Origin of the sequence: uncultured Ruegeria sp. (assembly GCF_947500045.1) — a bacterium.
Classification (GTDB): Bacteria; Pseudomonadota; Alphaproteobacteria; order Rhodobacterales; family Rhodobacteraceae; genus Ruegeria.
The window spans coordinates 436080-452918 of record NZ_CANMQQ010000001.1; the positions used below are offsets into that span (position 1 = coordinate 436080).

Consider the following 16839-nt stretch of genomic DNA (forward strand, 5'->3'; position numbering starts at 1 on the left):
AACAAAAAGGGCGGGTCGTTTCGGACCCGCCCTTTGGCTGTGATTATGAGAAACGCGTTACTCGCGGTTTCCAAACAGTTGCAGCAGGAACATGAACATGTTGATGAAGTCCAGATAGAGGTTCAGCGCACCCATGATGGCTGCTTTGCCAAGCCATTCCTGATCACCTGCATGTGCCATCTGCAGATAGGTGGTCTTGATCTTCTGCGTGTCATAGGCGGTAAGGCCCGCAAAGATCAGAACACCGATTACCGAGATTGCATACATCATCGCAGGTGATTGCAAAAACATGTTTACGATCATTGCGACGATCAGACCGATCAGGCCCATAAGCATGAACGTACCCATTGCCGACAGGTCTTTCTTGGTTGTGTAGCCGTACAACGAAAGCCCTGCGAAAGCGATGGCGGTGATCAGAAACACCTGGATGATCGATTGTCCGGTAAAGACCAGGAAAATCCAGCTGATCGAAACGCCCATGACTGCGGCGAATACGTAGAACACCAACTGAGCCGCTGCCGCCGACATGCGATTGATCCCGGCGCTGAAGCCAAAGACGAACAGCAGCGGGGCAAACATGATGACCCATCTCAGTGGTGACGAAAACAGTGATGCACCCAGACCGGTAAGCATCGTGCCATTACTCATTTGAGCAGCGGCAGCCGACGGATCGCTCGTAGTCGCGAGACCTGCAATCGCCCATGCAGCTGCAAAGGTGATTAGCATACCTACCGACATCGTGCCGTAGACTTTGTTCATATGGGCGCGCAGGCCCGCGTCAATCTCGGCAGCGCGCGCGCCGGACGCCGTCCGGATCGTGTCGAATTGTGCCATTTAAGGGTCTCCCTTCAATATTCCGTGCGCAGCCTGCGATTGCCGGCTGGTTTCCCGTTAAATATCGGAGAGTATGCCCCTCGTTTCAAGGGTTTTAAGCCTAAAACTCAGCAAAACTGTCAGCAAATTCTGATGCGTATCCAAAAAACCTGGCGACCGATCCGTTAAAGTCGCCAAGTTTTCGGTGTTTTTGAATTAATACAGGTGTTTGCACCAGTTGTCCGGCGCGTCCCAGATCGGGCGGGCAGCCTCGGCACACGCCTCGGAACGGGTGATTCCTATGTCTTCTAGTGCGCGATCATCAAGCTGCGCCAGTGCGCGCCGCTGTCGGCCAAGGCTCAGCAGGTCAAGCAGACGGGTTCCAATCGCCTTGCCTTTGACGCGACGAGGGGTCGAGATGGTTAGGTAGGTCATGACTATTGCCCTTTCATGGTTATCTGATGAAACACTGTGCTTCAATCAATTTCCTTGATCTATATGGAGCAAGCTGACATATTTTGGAAATGAATGTTTATGACGAGACTCATAAGGAATCGTGAAGATGCGAAATCTGGATATCACTACGCTTCGTTCTTTCGTGGCCGTCGCTGATCATGGCGGCGTCACTCGTGCAGCAGGATTTCTTCATCTGACACAATCTGCAGTTTCCATGCAGCTCAAGCGGCTGGAAGAACTTTTGGGGCTGGAACTGCTGGATCGGTCAGGCCGGACCATTGCGCTGACCGCGTCTGGTGAACAGCTGCTGGCTTATGCGCGACGGATGATTGCATTGAATGATGAGGTGATCGGGCGACTAACGGATCAGGCCTTTGAAGGCGAGGTCATATTGGGTGTACCGCATGACGTCGTTCATCCGTTCATCCCGCGCGTTCTGAAGCGTTTCAATGCCAGCTTTCCCCGAGTGAACGTGAATCTGGTTACGTCCAACACGCGTCACCTTAAGGAGGAGTTCGCCCGTGGAGGCTTCGACCTGGTCGTGACCACGGAATCAGGCGCAGGTGAGGGGGCGGAAACTCTGCACCATATGCCTTTGCGGTGGGTTGGTGCGCTGAACGGCTCAGCCTGGCGGCAAAGGCCATTGCGGGTGGGGTTCTGCCGCAATTGCATCTTCCGCCCGGTTGCGACCGCAGCGCTGGATGACGCAGGGATCGAGTGGGACATGAGCATCGACAGTGACTCTGACCGCACAGTTGAAGCCACTGTCAGCGCTGATTTGGCGGTTGGCGTGCTGCTTGAGGGTACCCAGCCCAACCATCAGGAGCTTATCGACCACGGCGGGGTGCTGCCAGAATTGCCTGTGCAGTTCATCAATCTTTATGGCGCCGAACGGGTGCGCGAAGAATATGTGACAGAGCTGGCCAATCTCCTGCGGCAAAACTTTTCAAGCCCAAGCGCGCACCCTCTCAAAGTGGCGAGTTGATCCTGATCACCACCTTGCCGGTGGATTTGCGATCACGCAGCAATTCCAATCCCTTTGCCACGTCCTGCAGGGGCAGGACGTGGCTGATATGGGGTTTGATCCGCCCCTCTGAATGCCAGCGGAATAGAGTACTGAAACTGTCACGCACGATCTCGGGGCGGAACTTCAGATAACCACCGATATAAACACCGATAACACTAAGATTTTTTACCAGTAGGTGATTGGCGGGAATCTGGGGCACGTCTCCCCCAGCAAAGCCGATTGGCAAAAGACGCCCCTCGGGGTTGGTTGCGCGAAACGCGGCCTTGAAGACGTCACCACCAATCGCGTCATACACAACGTCAGCGCCACCGAGTGCGCGCACCCGGTCGCGCAGATCTTCGGTTGCATCAATCAGATGATCCGCGCCTGCCTTTTGTGCAACGGCAAGTTTATCCTTGCCCCGTGCCTGCGCGATGACCGTCGCTCCCATCAGTTTCCCGATCTCAACGGCCGTCAGGCCGACACCACCGGCGGCTCCGGTCACCAACAGTGTTTCTCCGGCTTGCAATCGCGCCCGGTGCTCCAGCGCGATATGGCTGGTGCCGTATGCGATCTGAACAGCTGCGGCGTCTTCGAAGCTCATCGAGTCTGGAATGGGAATCGCCCGGTCTGCATCGAAGACACCTGATTCGGCCAACCCTCCCTGACCTGAGAAGATGGCCACGCGGTCTCCTGGTGCCAGATTCGTCACATTGTTTCCGATTTCAACAACAATCCCCGAGATTTCCATGCCCAGGGTAAACGGAACCTCAGGGGTATCCTGATAGGTACCTTTCTGCATCAGAAGATCGGCAAAGTTCAGACCGCAAGCGCAAATGGAAACGCGTACTTGGTGTTCCGCAAGGGCAGGCTCAGGTGTTTCGCAAAGTTGTGCAGAAGCCCCTTTGGTTTCGATACGAAATGCCTGCATTGCTGCTCTCCGGTCTTTTGAGCACATAGGAAGCGAGTGTTCGAATTTGTCAATTCCAAACAAACGCGTCTGGAATTCAAGGGGGTGGCTGAGACAGCTTCATTGTTTCAAATTTCGACGAAGCGATGCACCCAATTCGGCCACTCAACCAGAAACAACTTTCCGTTTTCTTTGATTCAACCCGCTTGAAAAATAAATCTATTACAGCAATATTGTTGTTCTATGGTGCTGTTCGGGGGGCACATCCGAATTAGGAAGTTCTTAAGCAGCGACCCGCTAACTTGGCGGTGACGGCTGCTGTTGCGGTTTTCCGGACAGGTGTTTGTGTAAAGGAGACTACCAATGACCCATCACGTCGATGTCCATGTGGGCAAACGCGTCCGGCATCGCCGCTGGCTGATTGGCATGACCCAGCAGCAGTTGGCGCAACAAGTTGGTATTAAGTTTCAGCAGATCCAGAAATATGAAACGGGTGCCAACCGGATAAGCGCGTCGCGTTTGTGGGACATTGCCGAGGCATTGGATGTTCCCGTCAGCTTTTTCTTCGAAGGCCTTGAAGAGGCTCAGAAGCCAGACGCTGACAAGAAGTCGGTTCCTGCAGACTTGATGGGTGACAAGGAAGCGCTCGATCTTGTTCGCTCGTACTACGCGATACCGGAAAATCAGCGTCGCCGCCTGTTCGAATTGGCGCGTGTGCTGAGCGACGTCGCCTGATACAATCACTTGACTTCGCTGGGAGATGTGCGCACGGGTAAGCCATGCAAAACACCCTACGAAGTGATCTTGAGATTGCCGAAGAAATGGCCGACGCAGCGCGGGCGGCCATTCTTCCGTATTTCCGACAACCAAATCTGAAGGCGGATAACAAGCTCGAATCTGGGTTTGATCCGGTCACCGTCGCTGATCGCGAGGCGGAAAAAGCGATGCGCGCTGTGCTGGCAACTCATCGACCCGATGACGGTATTCTGGGCGAGGAATTTGGCCAAACTTCGGGGACCAGTGGGCGGGTCTGGGTGCTTGATCCAATCGATGGCACACGCGGTTTTATCAGCGGCACGCCCACCTGGGGTGTTCTGATTGCGCTGAGCGATGAAACCGGCCCAAAGCTGGGCGTTATTGATCAGCCATATATCGGCGAGCGTTTTGTCGGTGCTAAGGATCAAGCCTTTGCCAAAGGTCCAGCAGGTCGGGTCAATCTTGAAACCCGAGACACGCGATCTCTGAACCAATCAATCATCTTCACCACTTTTCCTGAGGTCGGCAGCGAGACTGAGGCGGCAGCGTTCAAAGCTGTCTCGCGCGAGGCAAAGCTGACGCGCTATGGAATGGATTGTTATGCTTATGCGTTGCTGGCTGCTGGTCAGATCGATCTGGTGGTTGAGGCCGGGCTGAACGCTTATGATATCCAAGCCCCCATTGCGGTGATTGAGGCCGCGGGAGGTATTGTCACGGATTGGCAAGGTAACCCAGCACATATGGGGGGGCGCGTGCTCGCCGCTGCCAACGTGGGCCTTCACGCGGCTGCACTGCAGATTCTGAAGAATTTCTAAACCTGTTGCCGCCGGGTTCCTGGGGCTTTACACTGATCGCGGCTGGTTCTTGCGCCCGTTTTCCACCAGCCAACACTCCACGCATGAGACGGGCTGAATGCGGGAGTGTGCAAAATGACTGAAATACTGATTCGTAATGCCGATCTGATCGTGACGATGGATGATGCGCGGCAAGAGCTTGCAGGTGCGGACCTGCTGGTTCGGGATGGAGCGATTGCCCAGATCGGGCAGGGTCTTACCTGTAGCGGAGAAATACATGATGCCGCCGGATGTGTTGTGACACCCGGTCTGGTGAATACCCATCATCATCTCTATCAAACCCTTACGCGCGCGGTTCCTGGTGGGCAGGACGCGTTGCTATTTGGATGGTTGCGGACACTCTATCCAATCTGGTCGCGATTTGGGCCTGACGAAATGTTTATATCAGCCCAGATCGGCTTGGCAGAGCTGGCGCTGTCCGGCTGCACGCTAAGTTCCGATCACCTCTACCTTTATCCCAATGGTGCGCGGCTTGAAGACACGATCCATGCGGCGTCGGAATTGGGATTGCGGTTTCATCCGACACGCGGGGCGATGAGCATTGGCGAAAGCGATGGCGGCCTGCCTCCTGACGCACTGGTTGAGGGAGAACAGGCGATCATAGAAGATATGATCCGAGTGGTTGACGCCTATCACGACCCATCCGAAGGCTCGATGTGCCGTGTCGGTTTGGCGCCGTGTTCTCCGTTCTCGGTCAGCCGAGACCTGATGCGTGAAGCCGCCCTTCTGGCGCGCGACAAAGGCGTGATGTTGCATACCCATCTGGCAGAAAACGACGAGGATATCGCTTATTCTGAACAGCAATTCGGGTGTCGCCCGGGCCAATACGCAGAGGAGCTCGGTTGGACCGGATCGGATGTCTGGCATGCCCATTGCGTCAAGCTGGATGGTGCCGAGATTGACCTTTTTGCGCGCAGCAGAACAGGTGTCGCCCATTGCCCGTGCTCGAATTGCCGCCTTGGTTCGGGCATCGCGCCGATTCGTACGATGCGAGATCATGGCGTTCCGGTGGGGCTGGGCGTCGATGGCTCGGCCAGCAATGATAGCGGAAATCTGGTGGCCGAAGCACGCCAGGCCATGCTGCTGCAACGCGTTGCAAACGGCGCCGACTCCATGTCTGCCCGCGAGGCGCTAGAGATTGCCACCCGTGGTGGAGCAGATGTGTTGAACCGGCCCGATTGCGGGCGCTTAATGCCCGGCAAACGTGCTGACATCGCCATTTGGGATGTAAGTGGTATCGAAAGTGCAGGCAGCTGGGACCCTGCCGCGTTACTTCTGGCAGGTCCAACGCGCGTCAAACACCTGTTTGTCGAGGGGCGCCAAATCGTTCAGGATGGCCAGATCACCACGATCGACCTGCCGAAGGCTATCGAAACCCAGAACCGCCTTGCGCGCGCGCTGGCGGAATAGCTGACCTTCTATTCATCTTGCCCCAAATATCCCCATCAGAGGCATGGGCCAACGGCCCATGCGTATCAGCCAGATACAGCTTGGCCACCGATCCACACATCGGCCACAGCGCGGTCGTCGCCCATCATGATGGTCGGGAACACAGATTCCCAAAGATCATCCGCATGGGCTTCGCGCTGGGCGATGGCAGGGGTGGATGCCAGATCCAATACCACCAGATCTGCCTCCATTCCCACCGCAATATTGCCGATGCGATCGTCCATTCTTAGCGTACGTGCCGATCCGACCGTTCCAAGCCAAAGCAATTGCGATGGATGCAAAGCATGGCCCCGTAACTGACCAATCTCATAGGCGGCAGCCATCGTGCGCAACATCGAGAAGCTGGAACCACCACCGGTGTCTGTGGCAAGGCCAACCCGGTGCCCTTCGCGGATCAGGCCATTCATGTCGAACAGACCGGAACCGATAAACGTGTTAGACGTAGGGCAGTGGATCAGCCCGGCGTCGACATCGCGCAGTCGGTCACGCTCGCGGTCTTCCAGATGGATCGCGTGCCCATAGAGGCCATTTCCACCCAGCAGGCCGAACTGCTCATAAGTATCCAGATAATCACGTGCCTCGGGAAATAGTGATCGGACCCATTCAATCTCGTCGGTCTGCTCGCTCAGGTGGGTTTGCATCAGGCATTCGGGATGCTCGGACCAGAGCGCGCCCATCGCCTCCAGCTGCTCGGGTGTTGATGTTGGCGAAAAGCGCGGCGTAATTGCGTAGGAGATGCGATCAATCCCATGCCACTTCTCAAGCAATGCCTTGGACTGGTCATACCCGGTTTGCGCAGTATCTTGCAGCCCCTCGGGCGCGTTGCGGTCCATGCAGGTTTTGCCTGCGACGACCCGTTGCCCTCGCGCCTGAGCAGCAGCAAAGAACGCATCGACACTCTCGGAGTGAATGGTGCAAAAGCTGCACATGGTTGTTGTGCCGTGGGCCGCAGTAATGTCCAGATATCTGTTCGCTATTTCAGCGGCATAGTCGGGGTCGCTGAATTTCATCTCTTCCGGGAACGTGTAGCTGTTCAACCAATCAATCAGGCGCTTGCCCCAGCTCGCGATCATTGCAGTCTGCGGATAGTGTACATGCGGATCGATAAAACCGGCCGTGACCAAATGATCGCCGTAGTCCTTAACGCCGGCGTCGGGATGTGCGTCAGATAGATCGGATGCCGCGCCCAACGCCGCGACGCGCCCATCATCTATCAGCACCGCTTCGTGTATTTCGGTCGCATCAGTGGGCTCACCTTCGAACGGTGATCCGTTGAAGCTCAGTATGCGTCCTTTCAAAAGCGTCTTTTGCGCCATCTGCTGTGTTCTCCGCCTGTTTGGGGCCATCATCAAGCATAGGCGCGTGAAAGATGTGGGTAAATTGGACCATTGTCATTGTTTTCCGGTAGCTGCTTCTTCTATCTAGGGGCAATCGGCAAGAAGAAGGGGCAGCGCATGACGACCGGTACTGACGAAGCCAGATCCGATCAGCCCCAAGACGAAGACGTCTATGCGCTGGACCCGCGAACCGTTGCGGCCATCCTATATACGGTGGATGTGGAAGATCGCTCCAAACTGATCGAATTGATGGAGCCGTTGCACGCGGCCGATATCGCCGACCTTCTGGAACAGATCAACCCGTTCGAACGTGCCCGCCTGATCCGGTTGTACGATAAGGAATTTGACGGGGACATCCTTTCCGAACTGGACGAATCTGTCCGGGAAGAGGTTGTCAGCCTCCTGAAACCGGATGTTCTGGCCGAGGCTGTCCGGGATATGGAAAGCGACGATGTCGTTGACCTTTTGGAAGACCTTGAAGAGCCGCAGCAAGAGGCCATCCTTGATGCGCTTGAAGATTCCGAACGGATTGCCGCTGAGCAGGCACTGTCCTATCCGGAAAACTCAGCTGGCCGCCTTATGCAGCGCGAAGTCGTCATGGCGCCCGAACATTGGACGGTGGGGCAGGCCATCGATTTCATGCGCGCCAATGATGACCTGCCGGAACAGTTCTATCACGTCATGCTGGTTGATCCGCGGTTGAAACCTGTTGCGCAGGTCACGCTGGGTAAGTTGATGGCGACCCGGCGCGAGGTGCTGCTGCACGATATCGCCGAAGAAGAATTCCACACCATCCCAGTCGATCAAGACGAAGAGGATGTGGCCTATGCGTTCAACCAATACCACCTGATTTCAGCCCCGGTAGTGGATGTCGACGGGCGGTTGGTTGGCGTTATTACCATCGACGACGCGATGGTGGTTCTGGATGAAGAATATGAAGAAGACATGCTGCGCCTCGCGGGTGTCTCGGACGAAAGCTCTTTGTCTGACAGTGTGGCGGCGACCAGCAAACGGCGTTTGCCATGGCTTGGTGTCAATCTGATTACCGCAATCTGCGGCTCGCTGGTGATTTCGCAGTTCGAGGCGGCGATCAATCAGTTGGTGGCATTGGCGATCCTGATGCCGATTGTCGCCTCAATGGGTGGCAACGCGGGAACACAATCGCTGACCGTCGCTGTGCGGGCTTTGGCGACACGCGACTTGACCAGTTCGAACGTGTGGCGCGTGATCCGGCGGGAATTACTGGTCGGGGTGCTCAACGGGCTATGTTTTGCCACTGTGCTGGGGACCGTTGGGATGATGTGGTTCGATTCTCCGCTGTTGGGTGTCGTGATCGGATCGGCGCTGGTCGTGAATATGATCATCGCGGGCTTTGCAGGTACGGTAGTACCGGTGGTGCTGGATCGTCTGGGCGTTGACCCGGCGCTGGCATCGGGAACCTTTGTGACCACGACGACCGACGTCATGGGGTTCTTCGTCTTTCTGGGGCTGGCCAGCGTGGTGCTATTGTGACCGAGACAACCGATCTGACTGAAATCAAGGCCGCTGCGCGCAAGGCGGCGTTTGTGCGCCGCAAGGCGGCGTTTGATGTACGTGTTCCGGGTGCGGCTGGCCGTTTGTCCGAGGTTCTGGCTGGGTACCGGGGTGTACCCATGTCGGGCTATATGCCGATCCGGACCGAAATTGACCCGCTGCCAACGATGGCCGAAGCCGCGGCTTATGGACCGGTCGGCGTACCGGTCATACAGGCCGCCGGGCAACCATTGCGCTTTTCGCGTTGGACGCCAGAAGGTCAACTGAAAGATGGGCCGTTCGGTGCGAAGGTGCCCGAGGTTGACGATTACTTTGATCCGGAAATCCTGATTGTCCCGCTGGTTGCGTTTGATGTTCAGGGTGGCCGTCTGGGATATGGCGGCGGCTTCTATGACCGCACGCTAGAAGGGCTGCGCAGCAGGCGCCCGACATTGGCCATCGGGTTTGCCTTCGATGCGCAAGAGGCAGAAGGTTTGCCGCTTGAGGCCACCGACCAACCTCTGGACGTGGTTGTTACGGAAAGCCGGGTGCTGTCATTCTCAGCTTAGCCCGTGTGTTCTGCGCGAAAATAGTCCCAAGCATCCTGTTCGGTCCCGTCCGGCAAGGTGCAGATACCAGTCTGCCCGTTGTCGCCATCCTGTATCTTGTACGCACCACCGCGTTCTATGCAAAAGGTCGCCGCAGGGTTTGCCAACTCGCTTGATTGGTTTGCTGGCTGATCGCACGCAGCGAGCGGAGCCAGAATGGCGGCGATGACGAAATAGCGGATCATAAGCTTCTCCTGCCGGTACAATTTTGCGGTTTGTGGGAACAGTTTAATCACTTGTGCTTGTGTTGCGCCACACTTAGGACGGGTTTCATGAGGATATTATTTCTTGGCGACGTCATGGGGCGCTCGGGTCGCGCCGCTGTTCAACAGCATCTGCCACGCTTGCGCGACGAGTGGCGTTTGGACTTTGTCGTGGTCAATGGTGAGAATGCCTCGAACGGGATGGGGCTGAGCGAGGATCATGCCAAACTGCTTCTAGAGGCGGGGGCGGATTGTATCACTCTGGGTGACCATGCCTTCGATCAGAAAGACATGCTGCAATTCATCGAAAAGGAATCCCGGATCGTGCGCCCGGTGAACTTTGCCAAAGGTGCGCCAGGGCGCGGGCATCGGCTGTTCACGGCACCTGGTGGGCGCAAGGTGCTGGTTGTGCAGGTGCTGGGGCAGGTGTTCATGAAGCGACCCTTTGACGACCCGTTCTCGGCCATTGAACCGATCCTGAAATCGCATCCGCGCGGCGGGCAGGCGCAGGCAATCATTGTCGACATGCATTGCGAAGCGACATCCGAGAAAATGGCGATGGGCCACTATTGCGATAAACGTGCCAGCCTGGTGGTTGGGACACATACCCACGTGCCGACAGCGGACGCTCAGGTTTTGCCCGGAGGCACAGGATATATGACTGATGCCGGGATGTGCGGTGACTACGACTCGGTCATTGGAATGGACAAGCAGGAACCGATGCGCCGTTTCATCACCGGGATGCCCAAGGCGCGGTTCACGCCCGCCAATGGTGAGGCGACACTGAGCGGCGTATTTGTCGAAACCGACGATCGCGATGGCAGCGCAAAATCTGTGCAAATGGTTCGTGTTGGCGGGCGGTTGCAGCAGGCAGGCCCCTAAGCAACACGTCAGGCTTGCCCTGTCGCAAGCAATGCGTGAAACTGCCTGTTAGGCGCATGTGCCAGGCCAGGGTTCGGACAGAATACCAAGAATGCAACTCCTTCAACTGACAGAAACGGGCAGCGCAATACTGGCGCTGATGATTGTTGCAAGCATGTTCATCATGTTCTTGCGTGAGATTTACCCGACCGAGGTTGTCGCAATCGGCGGGGCTGCCCTGATGCTGGCAACGGGCATTCTGCCCTATCAAAGCGCGCTGGCGGTACTGTCAAACCCCGCACCTTGGACCATTGGTGCGATGTTTATCATTATGGGTGCTCTGGTTCGAACCGGGGCGCTTGATGCATTCACATCGATTGCGCAGAAGCAGGCGCAGGTTAATCCGCGCATAGCCATCGGGATGCTGATGGGTTTTGTCGTCGTCGCGTCGGCAGTGGTTTCGAATACGCCGGTCGTCGTTGTGATGATCCCGGTATTTATCCAAATCGCCCGTACTTTGAACGTATCTGCGTCCAAGCTGTTGATCCCACTCAGCTATGCAGCGATCCTTGGGGGGACACTGACCCTGATCGGTACCTCGACCAACTTGCTGGTCGACGGCGTGGCCCGAGCGCAGGGCATGACGGCCTTCACTATATTCGAGGTAACGCCGCTGGGCATCGCGCTGGTGATCTACGGCATGATCTATCTGCGCTTCATAGCGCCGCGCCTGTTGCCCGAGCGTGACAGCATGGCTGATCTGTTGAGCGATCGATCCAAGATGAAATTCTTTACCGAGGCCGTCATCCCCCCCGACAGCAATCTGATCGACCGTGAGGTGACAGGCGTGCAGCTGTTCAAGCGCCCCGGCGTGCGCCTGATCGACGTGGTTCGGGGTGATGAATCGCTGCGTCGCAACCTCAAGGCGGTCACGCTGAAACTGGGCGACCGGGTGGTTTTGCGTACTGAGATGACCGAGTTGCTGAGCCTGCAAAGCAACAAGGAACTGAAACGTGTGGATCAGGTCTCGGCGGTTGAGACCAAGACGGTTGAGGTCCTGATCACGCCCGGTTGCCGGATGGTTGGGCGAACGCTGGGCGCGATGCGCTTGCGCCGTCGATACGGTGTATATGTGCTCGCCGTGCATCGTCGAAATCAGAATATCGGTCGTCAGTTGGATGATCTGACTGTTCGGGTAGGGGATACGCTGCTGCTCGAAGGGTCTCCGGCGGATATTCAGAAACTGGCCGCCGATATGGACATGGTTGATGTGACACAACCCTCGGCGCGCGCCTTCCGTCGCAGCCATGCGCCCATTGCCATCGGCTCTTTGATCGGGATCGTCGTGCTGGCTGCGCTGGGTGTTGCGCCTATCTTGCTTTTGTCGGTGTTGGCTGTCGCGGTGGTGCTGCTGACCCGATGTATCGACGCGGATGAGGCGTTTTCGTTTGTTGAAGGCCGTTTGTTGGCCTTGATTTTTTCCATGCTCGCGATCGGTGCTGCACTCGATAAATCAGGTGCAGTCACTCTGATTGTCGAAGCGGTTGCTCCGGCGCTGGGTATGTTGCCACCCTTCCTGATCATTTGGGCAGTGTATCTGCTGACTTCGGTCCTGACCGAGTTGGTTTCGAACAATGCCGTGGCCGTTGTGGTCACACCGATCGCGATCTCGCTTGCGCAGGCTGTGGGCATCGATCCGCGTCCGCTGGTGGTTGCGGTGATGGTGGCGGCGTCAGCGTCCTTTGCGACGCCCATCGGCTATCAGACCAATATGATGGTGTATGGTCCGGGCGGGTATAAGTTCACCGACTTTCTGAAAGTCGGTGTGCCGCTAAATCTGACAGTAGGCCTGCTGGCATCGCTGTTGATTCCGTTAATCTGGCCGCTCTGAGACCGGCGCGGATTCGCCGACCTGGAATCGCTGGGTCTTGTAAATGGCGATCCAGTCACAATCTTTTCGCTAAGATCAATGCGAAAGGATGGGATAATGCCTTTTCCAAAACTCGGGCAGGCCATTGTGGCCGGAGCAATTGTGTTGGCCTTGCTGGGTAGCCAAAGCTCGGCAGGCACAGTCACCGGCACCGCGACCTATCGCGAACGGATTGCCTTGCCGCCGGATGCGACGCTGTATGTTGAATTGCAGGATATCTCGCGTGCCGATGCAGCCGCAGTGACTTTGGCTGCGCAACGCTTTGCATTGAACGGGGTTCCCTCGGGGTTTGAGCTATCATTTGATGATGCACTGATCCACGAAGGGATGACCTACGCGGTACGCGGTTCGATCCTGCAGGGCGAGCAGCTGCTGTTTACAACCGACATGGTTCACCCCGTTCTGACGAACGGAGAAGGCAACTCGGCTGACCTTGTGCTGGTACAGGCGGGTGGTCAGGGTGTCGCCACATTGGAAGGGTCGGAATGGACCGCCATCGGCATCGATGGAGCGGTATTGGACACCAATCGCCCACCGCAACTTTCATTTGCCCAGGACGGGGCGTTTGGCGGATCAGGGGGCTGCAATCGGTTTTCTGGTCAGGCCAAAATCAATGGCAACAGCATTGAATTCCCGGATAACATGGCAGCCACACTGATGGCGTGCCCGCCTGAAATGGAAGAGGTAGAAGATCAGTTTCTCGCGGCTTTGCAAGGTGTTACCACCTTTGCCGTGGCCGGGGACAGTCTTGTTTTGCTCGACGCCGCAGGCGAGCCGGTTCTGAAGTTGGTGCGCGCACAGTAATCAGGCCACGGCGCGGGATCGCCCTGCATTACGGCCTGAGAAGATGCAACCACCCAGAAACGTGCCCTCCAGCGCGTTGTACCCGTGATAGCCACCGCCGCCAAAGCCAGCTATCTCTCCGGCTGCAAACAAGCCGGGGACGACCTGACCGTCTGCACCTACCATCTGACTGTCGAGATTGGTCTGCAACCCGCCAAGCGTTTTGCGGGTTAGTACATGCAACTTGACGGCAATCAGCGGCCCATTGGTTGGTTCAAGGAATTTGTGCGGCTTCGCAGTCCGAATCAGCTTATCGCCGCGGTAGTTGCGCGCTGCCAGAATTGCCATCATTTGCGCGTCTTTCGAGAACGGATTGTCGACCTGCGAATCCCGCGCTTCGATTTGCGCGCGCAGGTGTGTTTCGTCAATCAACCCTTCGCCCAACTGGTTCATACCAGTAACCAGTTCGGTCAGGGTGCGGGCAACGACAAAATCCTCTCCATTTTTCTTGAATGCCTCGACCGGGCCCGTTGCTTTGGCACCCGACAATATGCGTTGCCGAATGACCTCTTTCCAGCTGCCCGAGGTGAAATCAGGGTTTTGCTCGGAACCGGACAGGGCAAATTCCTTCTTGATCACCTTCTGCGTCAGCACAAACCAACTGTATTCATACCCGGTTTTTAGAATTTCACGTAGCGTGCCCAAGGTATCGAAGCCGGGTAGGCAAGGCGGCTGCAGTCGATTGCCGCGCGCATCGAACCACATGGAGCTGGGACCGGGCAGGATGCGAATACCGTGTTTGGGCCAGATCGGATCCCAATTGCGCACACCTTCGGTATAATGCCACATACGGTCGCCGTTGATGACGTGCCCGCCTGCTTTCTCGCTGATCGGGATCATGCGACCATCGACATGAAAGGGCGCACCGGCGATCATATCCTTGGGCGGCTCACCCAAGCGGTCGCGTGGCCAGTTCTGCCGGACCATCTCAAAATTCCCACCGATCCCGCCCGAGGTGACGATGACCGAGGGGGCGTAGACCTCGAATTCACCCAGTTCGTCCCGGTTGGTCTTGCTACCCCTTGGTATGTCATCATCCGCCAGAATCTCTCCGGATACGCCCTTAGCAGTACCATTTTGCATAATGATATGGCTAACTTGGTGGCGGAACTTCAACTGAATCAATCCGGTGTCGACATGCGCACGAACACGGCGAATAAAATGCTCTAGCACGCCCGGGCCTGTGCCCCAGGTAAGATGAAATCGCGGGACCGAGTTGCCGTGACCATCCGCATAGGACCCACCCCGTTCAGCCCAACCCACGACCGGGAACCAGCGCAACCCCATTTCGTGCAACCACGGTCGCATTTCACCAGCGGCGAATTCCACATAGGCTTCGGCCCATTTGCGGGGCCAGTTGTCTTCCTTGCGGTCAAATTGCGCGCTTCCCATCCAGTCACGCAGGGCCAGATCATGGCTGTCGCAGATGCCCATACGGCGCTGTTCGGGGGTGTCGACCATGAACAGCCCGCCCAAGCTCCAGAACGCTTGCCCGCCAAGGAAATGCTTGGGTTCCTGATCCAGCACGATCACGCGTTTGCCCCGGTCCCCCAACTCGGCTGCCGCCGTTAGGCCTGCAAGGCCGCCTCCGACTACTATGGCATCTGCCGTGTTGTTGGTCATCCGGTGTCCTTTCAGCGGCTGCGGAACCAAAAGATGAAGGGGGTCACGACCACATACATCGTGATACCATACACAGCAGCCGGTACGGCAAGCGGACTGAACCCCGTTGTGGTGCCGGTGATCAACGCTGCCAGCGTAATCCCCATCGCCGAGTTCTGAATGCCCGTTTCCACTGAGACGGTTTTTGCCTCTTCCCATGTCAGATTGGCGATCCGCGCCAGCCCCAGTCCGATCAGCAATAAAGCAATGTTCAATGCGATCAATGCCGCCCCGATCGCGCTGAGGTTCTCAATGAAGAATTGCCAGTTTCCAGCTAGCGCCGCTGCAACGATCAGCACGAATAATATCGAAGCAAGCGTTGAGAGAGGGCGGTCGATCCGAACTGCGAACCCTTTGGCAAAGTGGCGTATGCTGACGCCAATAGCGACGGGCAAAGTGGTGATCAGGAACAATGCCATGGCAAGCGCGCCGATGGAAACCCTGGACGCGGCCTCGGCCATGAAATAATCGATGGACCAAGCCGCCAGAATGGGAACGGTCACAATCGACAACAGGCTGATCACCGCTGTCAGACTGACCGACAGGGCCACATCGCCTTTGGCAAATTTTGCAAGAATATTGCTGGTGACACCGCCGGGGCAGAAGCTCAACAGCATCAGGCCCACGGCTATTTCAGGTGGCGGGCCGAACAGCGTGACCGTCACAAAGGCAGCCGATGGGATCAGCACAACCTGACTAACCGCGCCAATAGCAAAAGGGTATCTCCGCGTCAGAACCCTGCGGAAATCTGCAGCCTCAAGCCCGATACCCAAAGATAACATGATTATGGCCAGTGAAACGGGCAGGCCGACATTGATAAGCAGGTCCAAGAACAACTCCTCCCAAAGTCATTCGGGTCAGCCTATGCGAGGGGGCGTTGTTCAGGCAACACCGCCGTTGGGTCACCCGTATCGTCGCGCGAATCTGCGCAGGATTTCTCCGGGTTGGGTGACATCTGCAGCATGACACATATCGATCAGTTTCTGCGCGTCATCTGGCGGGAAATACCCGTGATCCTTGTAGATATGAATGCGTTGTTCAAAGTCTTTGGCATCCGCTTCTGGATGGAACTGGGTCGCATAGACATTCTGCCCCCAGCGGATCATCTGAAAAGGGCAGGGGTCCGAGGCGACCAGATGCACGCAACCATCTGGCAGGGATTGCACCGCCTCTTTATGGCCAACAAACGCCTCGAATTTCGGATGAAGCCCAGCAGTCAGAGGATCGTCTGCACCATCTTCGGTCAAACGGCATTCGGACGGTCCAACCGGTTCGCCGTATTGTCGTTTGCTGACATCGCCGCTTAGGTGCGCGGTAAGGATACCCAAACCATAGCAGCAGCCCATAAACGGGTGATCCTGTGCTGTGATCTGCGGCATCAGACCCATGATCGCCCCTTCGATCTTTGCATCTAGCGTGGACTTTCTGGTTGGATCGTCACTGACGCAGCCCGGGCCTCCGCCCACGATGACACCGGCATAATCGGTCACATCCAGCCCGTCAGGCAGGTCTTCGCAATCAAGTCGAATGCGATGGGTTTGCGCAGGTGATAGCCCGGTTTTGTCCAGAATCGAGGCATATTCAGCGTCCGAGGCATCGGTTTCAGGGCGCAGTTGCAAGATCAGAAATCGTTTCATGC

17 protein-coding genes are annotated in these 16839 nt (G+C 56.7%); 9 read left to right on the forward strand and 8 right to left on the reverse strand.

Translation table 11 applies throughout. The features are described from left to right. Positions 1-57 precede the first annotated feature (57 nt). Positions 58-834 (reverse strand): Bax inhibitor-1/YccA family protein, encoded by a 777-nt coding sequence (locus Q1B46_RS02240; RefSeq protein WP_299944312.1) that lies wholly within the window; start codon positions 832-834, stop codon positions 58-60. Between the two features lie 195 nt (positions 835-1029). Continuing rightward, positions 1030-1248, reverse strand: coding sequence for a DUF1127 domain-containing protein (locus tag Q1B46_RS02245; protein WP_299944314.1), 219 nt, complete (start codon positions 1246-1248; stop codon positions 1030-1032). A 127-nt stretch (positions 1249-1375) separates the two neighbouring features. On the opposite strand from Q1B46_RS02245, the gene Q1B46_RS02250 reads away from it, so the two are divergent. Then, a complete protein-coding gene (locus Q1B46_RS02250; protein ID WP_299944316.1) occupies positions 1376-2254 on the forward strand; it encodes a LysR family transcriptional regulator in 879 nt (292 codons plus the stop codon). Here Q1B46_RS02250 and Q1B46_RS02255 read toward each other — a convergent pair. Next, positions 2238-3206 carry an NADPH:quinone oxidoreductase family protein gene (locus Q1B46_RS02255; RefSeq protein WP_299944318.1) on the reverse strand — a complete coding sequence of 323 codons (969 nt, stop codon included), beginning with the start codon at positions 3204-3206 and terminating at the stop codon, positions 2238-2240. The two genes, Q1B46_RS02250 and Q1B46_RS02255, sit on opposite strands and share 17 nt — an antisense overlap. Before the next feature lie 342 nt (positions 3207-3548). On the opposite strand from Q1B46_RS02255, the gene Q1B46_RS02260 reads away from it, so the two are divergent. From Q1B46_RS02260 to Q1B46_RS02270, 3 genes are all read left to right on the forward strand, one after another. Next, complete coding sequence (locus tag Q1B46_RS02260; protein ID WP_299659472.1) at positions 3549-3920, forward strand: helix-turn-helix transcriptional regulator; 372 nt, start codon at positions 3549-3551, stop codon at positions 3918-3920. A gap of 44 nt (positions 3921-3964) precedes the next feature. Beyond that, entirely contained in the window at positions 3965-4756 is a 792-nt protein-coding gene (gene hisN / locus Q1B46_RS02265; RefSeq protein ID WP_299944320.1) for a histidinol-phosphatase, read from the forward strand. A gap of 114 nt (positions 4757-4870) precedes the next feature. Next, complete coding sequence (locus Q1B46_RS02270; RefSeq protein WP_299944322.1) at positions 4871-6205, forward strand: 8-oxoguanine deaminase; 1335 nt, start codon at positions 4871-4873, stop codon at positions 6203-6205. Positions 6206-6270: 65 nt separating this feature from the next. Here the strand turns inward: Q1B46_RS02270 and guaD are convergent, their stop codons facing one another. Beyond that, positions 6271-7560: a guanine deaminase gene (gene guaD, locus Q1B46_RS02275; RefSeq protein WP_299944324.1), complete on the reverse strand. Its 1290-nt coding sequence runs from the start codon at positions 7558-7560 to the stop codon at positions 6271-6273. Positions 7561-7698: 138 nt separating this feature from the next. Here guaD and mgtE point away from each other — a divergent pair, with 138 nt between their 5' ends. Together mgtE and Q1B46_RS02285 are read left to right on the forward strand one after the other, a co-directional pair. After that, complete coding sequence (gene mgtE / locus Q1B46_RS02280; protein ID WP_299944326.1) at positions 7699-9093, forward strand: magnesium transporter; 1395 nt, start codon at positions 7699-7701, stop codon at positions 9091-9093. After that, a complete protein-coding gene (locus tag Q1B46_RS02285; RefSeq protein WP_299944328.1) occupies positions 9090-9662 on the forward strand; it encodes a 5-formyltetrahydrofolate cyclo-ligase in 573 nt (190 codons plus the stop codon). The genes mgtE and Q1B46_RS02285 overlap by 4 nt, the downstream gene beginning before the upstream one ends. Here the strand turns inward: Q1B46_RS02285 and Q1B46_RS02290 are convergent. After that, complete coding sequence (locus Q1B46_RS02290; RefSeq protein ID WP_299944330.1) at positions 9659-9886, reverse strand: DUF333 domain-containing protein; 228 nt, start codon at positions 9884-9886, stop codon at positions 9659-9661. The genes Q1B46_RS02285 and Q1B46_RS02290 overlap by 4 nt on opposite strands. An 87-nt stretch (positions 9887-9973) precedes the next feature. Here Q1B46_RS02290 and Q1B46_RS02295 point away from each other — a divergent pair, with 87 nt between their 5' ends. From Q1B46_RS02295 to Q1B46_RS02305, 3 genes are all read left to right on the forward strand, one after another. Beyond that, positions 9974-10786, forward strand: coding sequence for a TIGR00282 family metallophosphoesterase (locus Q1B46_RS02295; RefSeq protein ID WP_299944332.1), 813 nt, complete (start codon positions 9974-9976; stop codon positions 10784-10786). A 91-nt stretch (positions 10787-10877) separates the two neighbouring features. Next, on the forward strand, positions 10878-12656 hold the full coding sequence (locus Q1B46_RS02300) for an SLC13 family permease (protein ID WP_299944334.1): 1779 nt from the start codon (positions 10878-10880) through the stop codon (positions 12654-12656). Positions 12657-12752: 96 nt separating this feature from the next. Next, positions 12753-13499 (forward strand): YbaY family lipoprotein, encoded by a 747-nt coding sequence (locus Q1B46_RS02305; RefSeq protein WP_299944336.1) that lies wholly within the window; start codon positions 12753-12755, stop codon positions 13497-13499. Here the strand turns inward: Q1B46_RS02305 and Q1B46_RS02310 are convergent, their stop codons facing one another. From Q1B46_RS02310 to Q1B46_RS02320, 3 genes are all read right to left on the reverse strand, one after another. Then, the gene (locus tag Q1B46_RS02310) at positions 13500-15161 is read right to left on the reverse strand and encodes an FAD-binding dehydrogenase (protein ID WP_299944338.1); all 1662 of its coding nucleotides are present in this window, start codon (positions 15159-15161) and stop codon (positions 13500-13502) included. It abuts the gene before it with no gap. 11 nt (positions 15162-15172) lie between these two features. Continuing rightward, entirely contained in the window at positions 15173-16030 is an 858-nt protein-coding gene (locus Q1B46_RS02315; protein ID WP_299944340.1) for a bile acid:sodium symporter family protein, read from the reverse strand. A 72-nt stretch (positions 16031-16102) separates the two neighbouring features. Beyond that, on the reverse strand, positions 16103-16837 hold the full coding sequence (locus Q1B46_RS02320) for a glutamine amidotransferase (protein ID WP_299659498.1): 735 nt from the start codon (positions 16835-16837) through the stop codon (positions 16103-16105). Between the last annotated feature and the right edge of the window lie 2 nt (positions 16838-16839).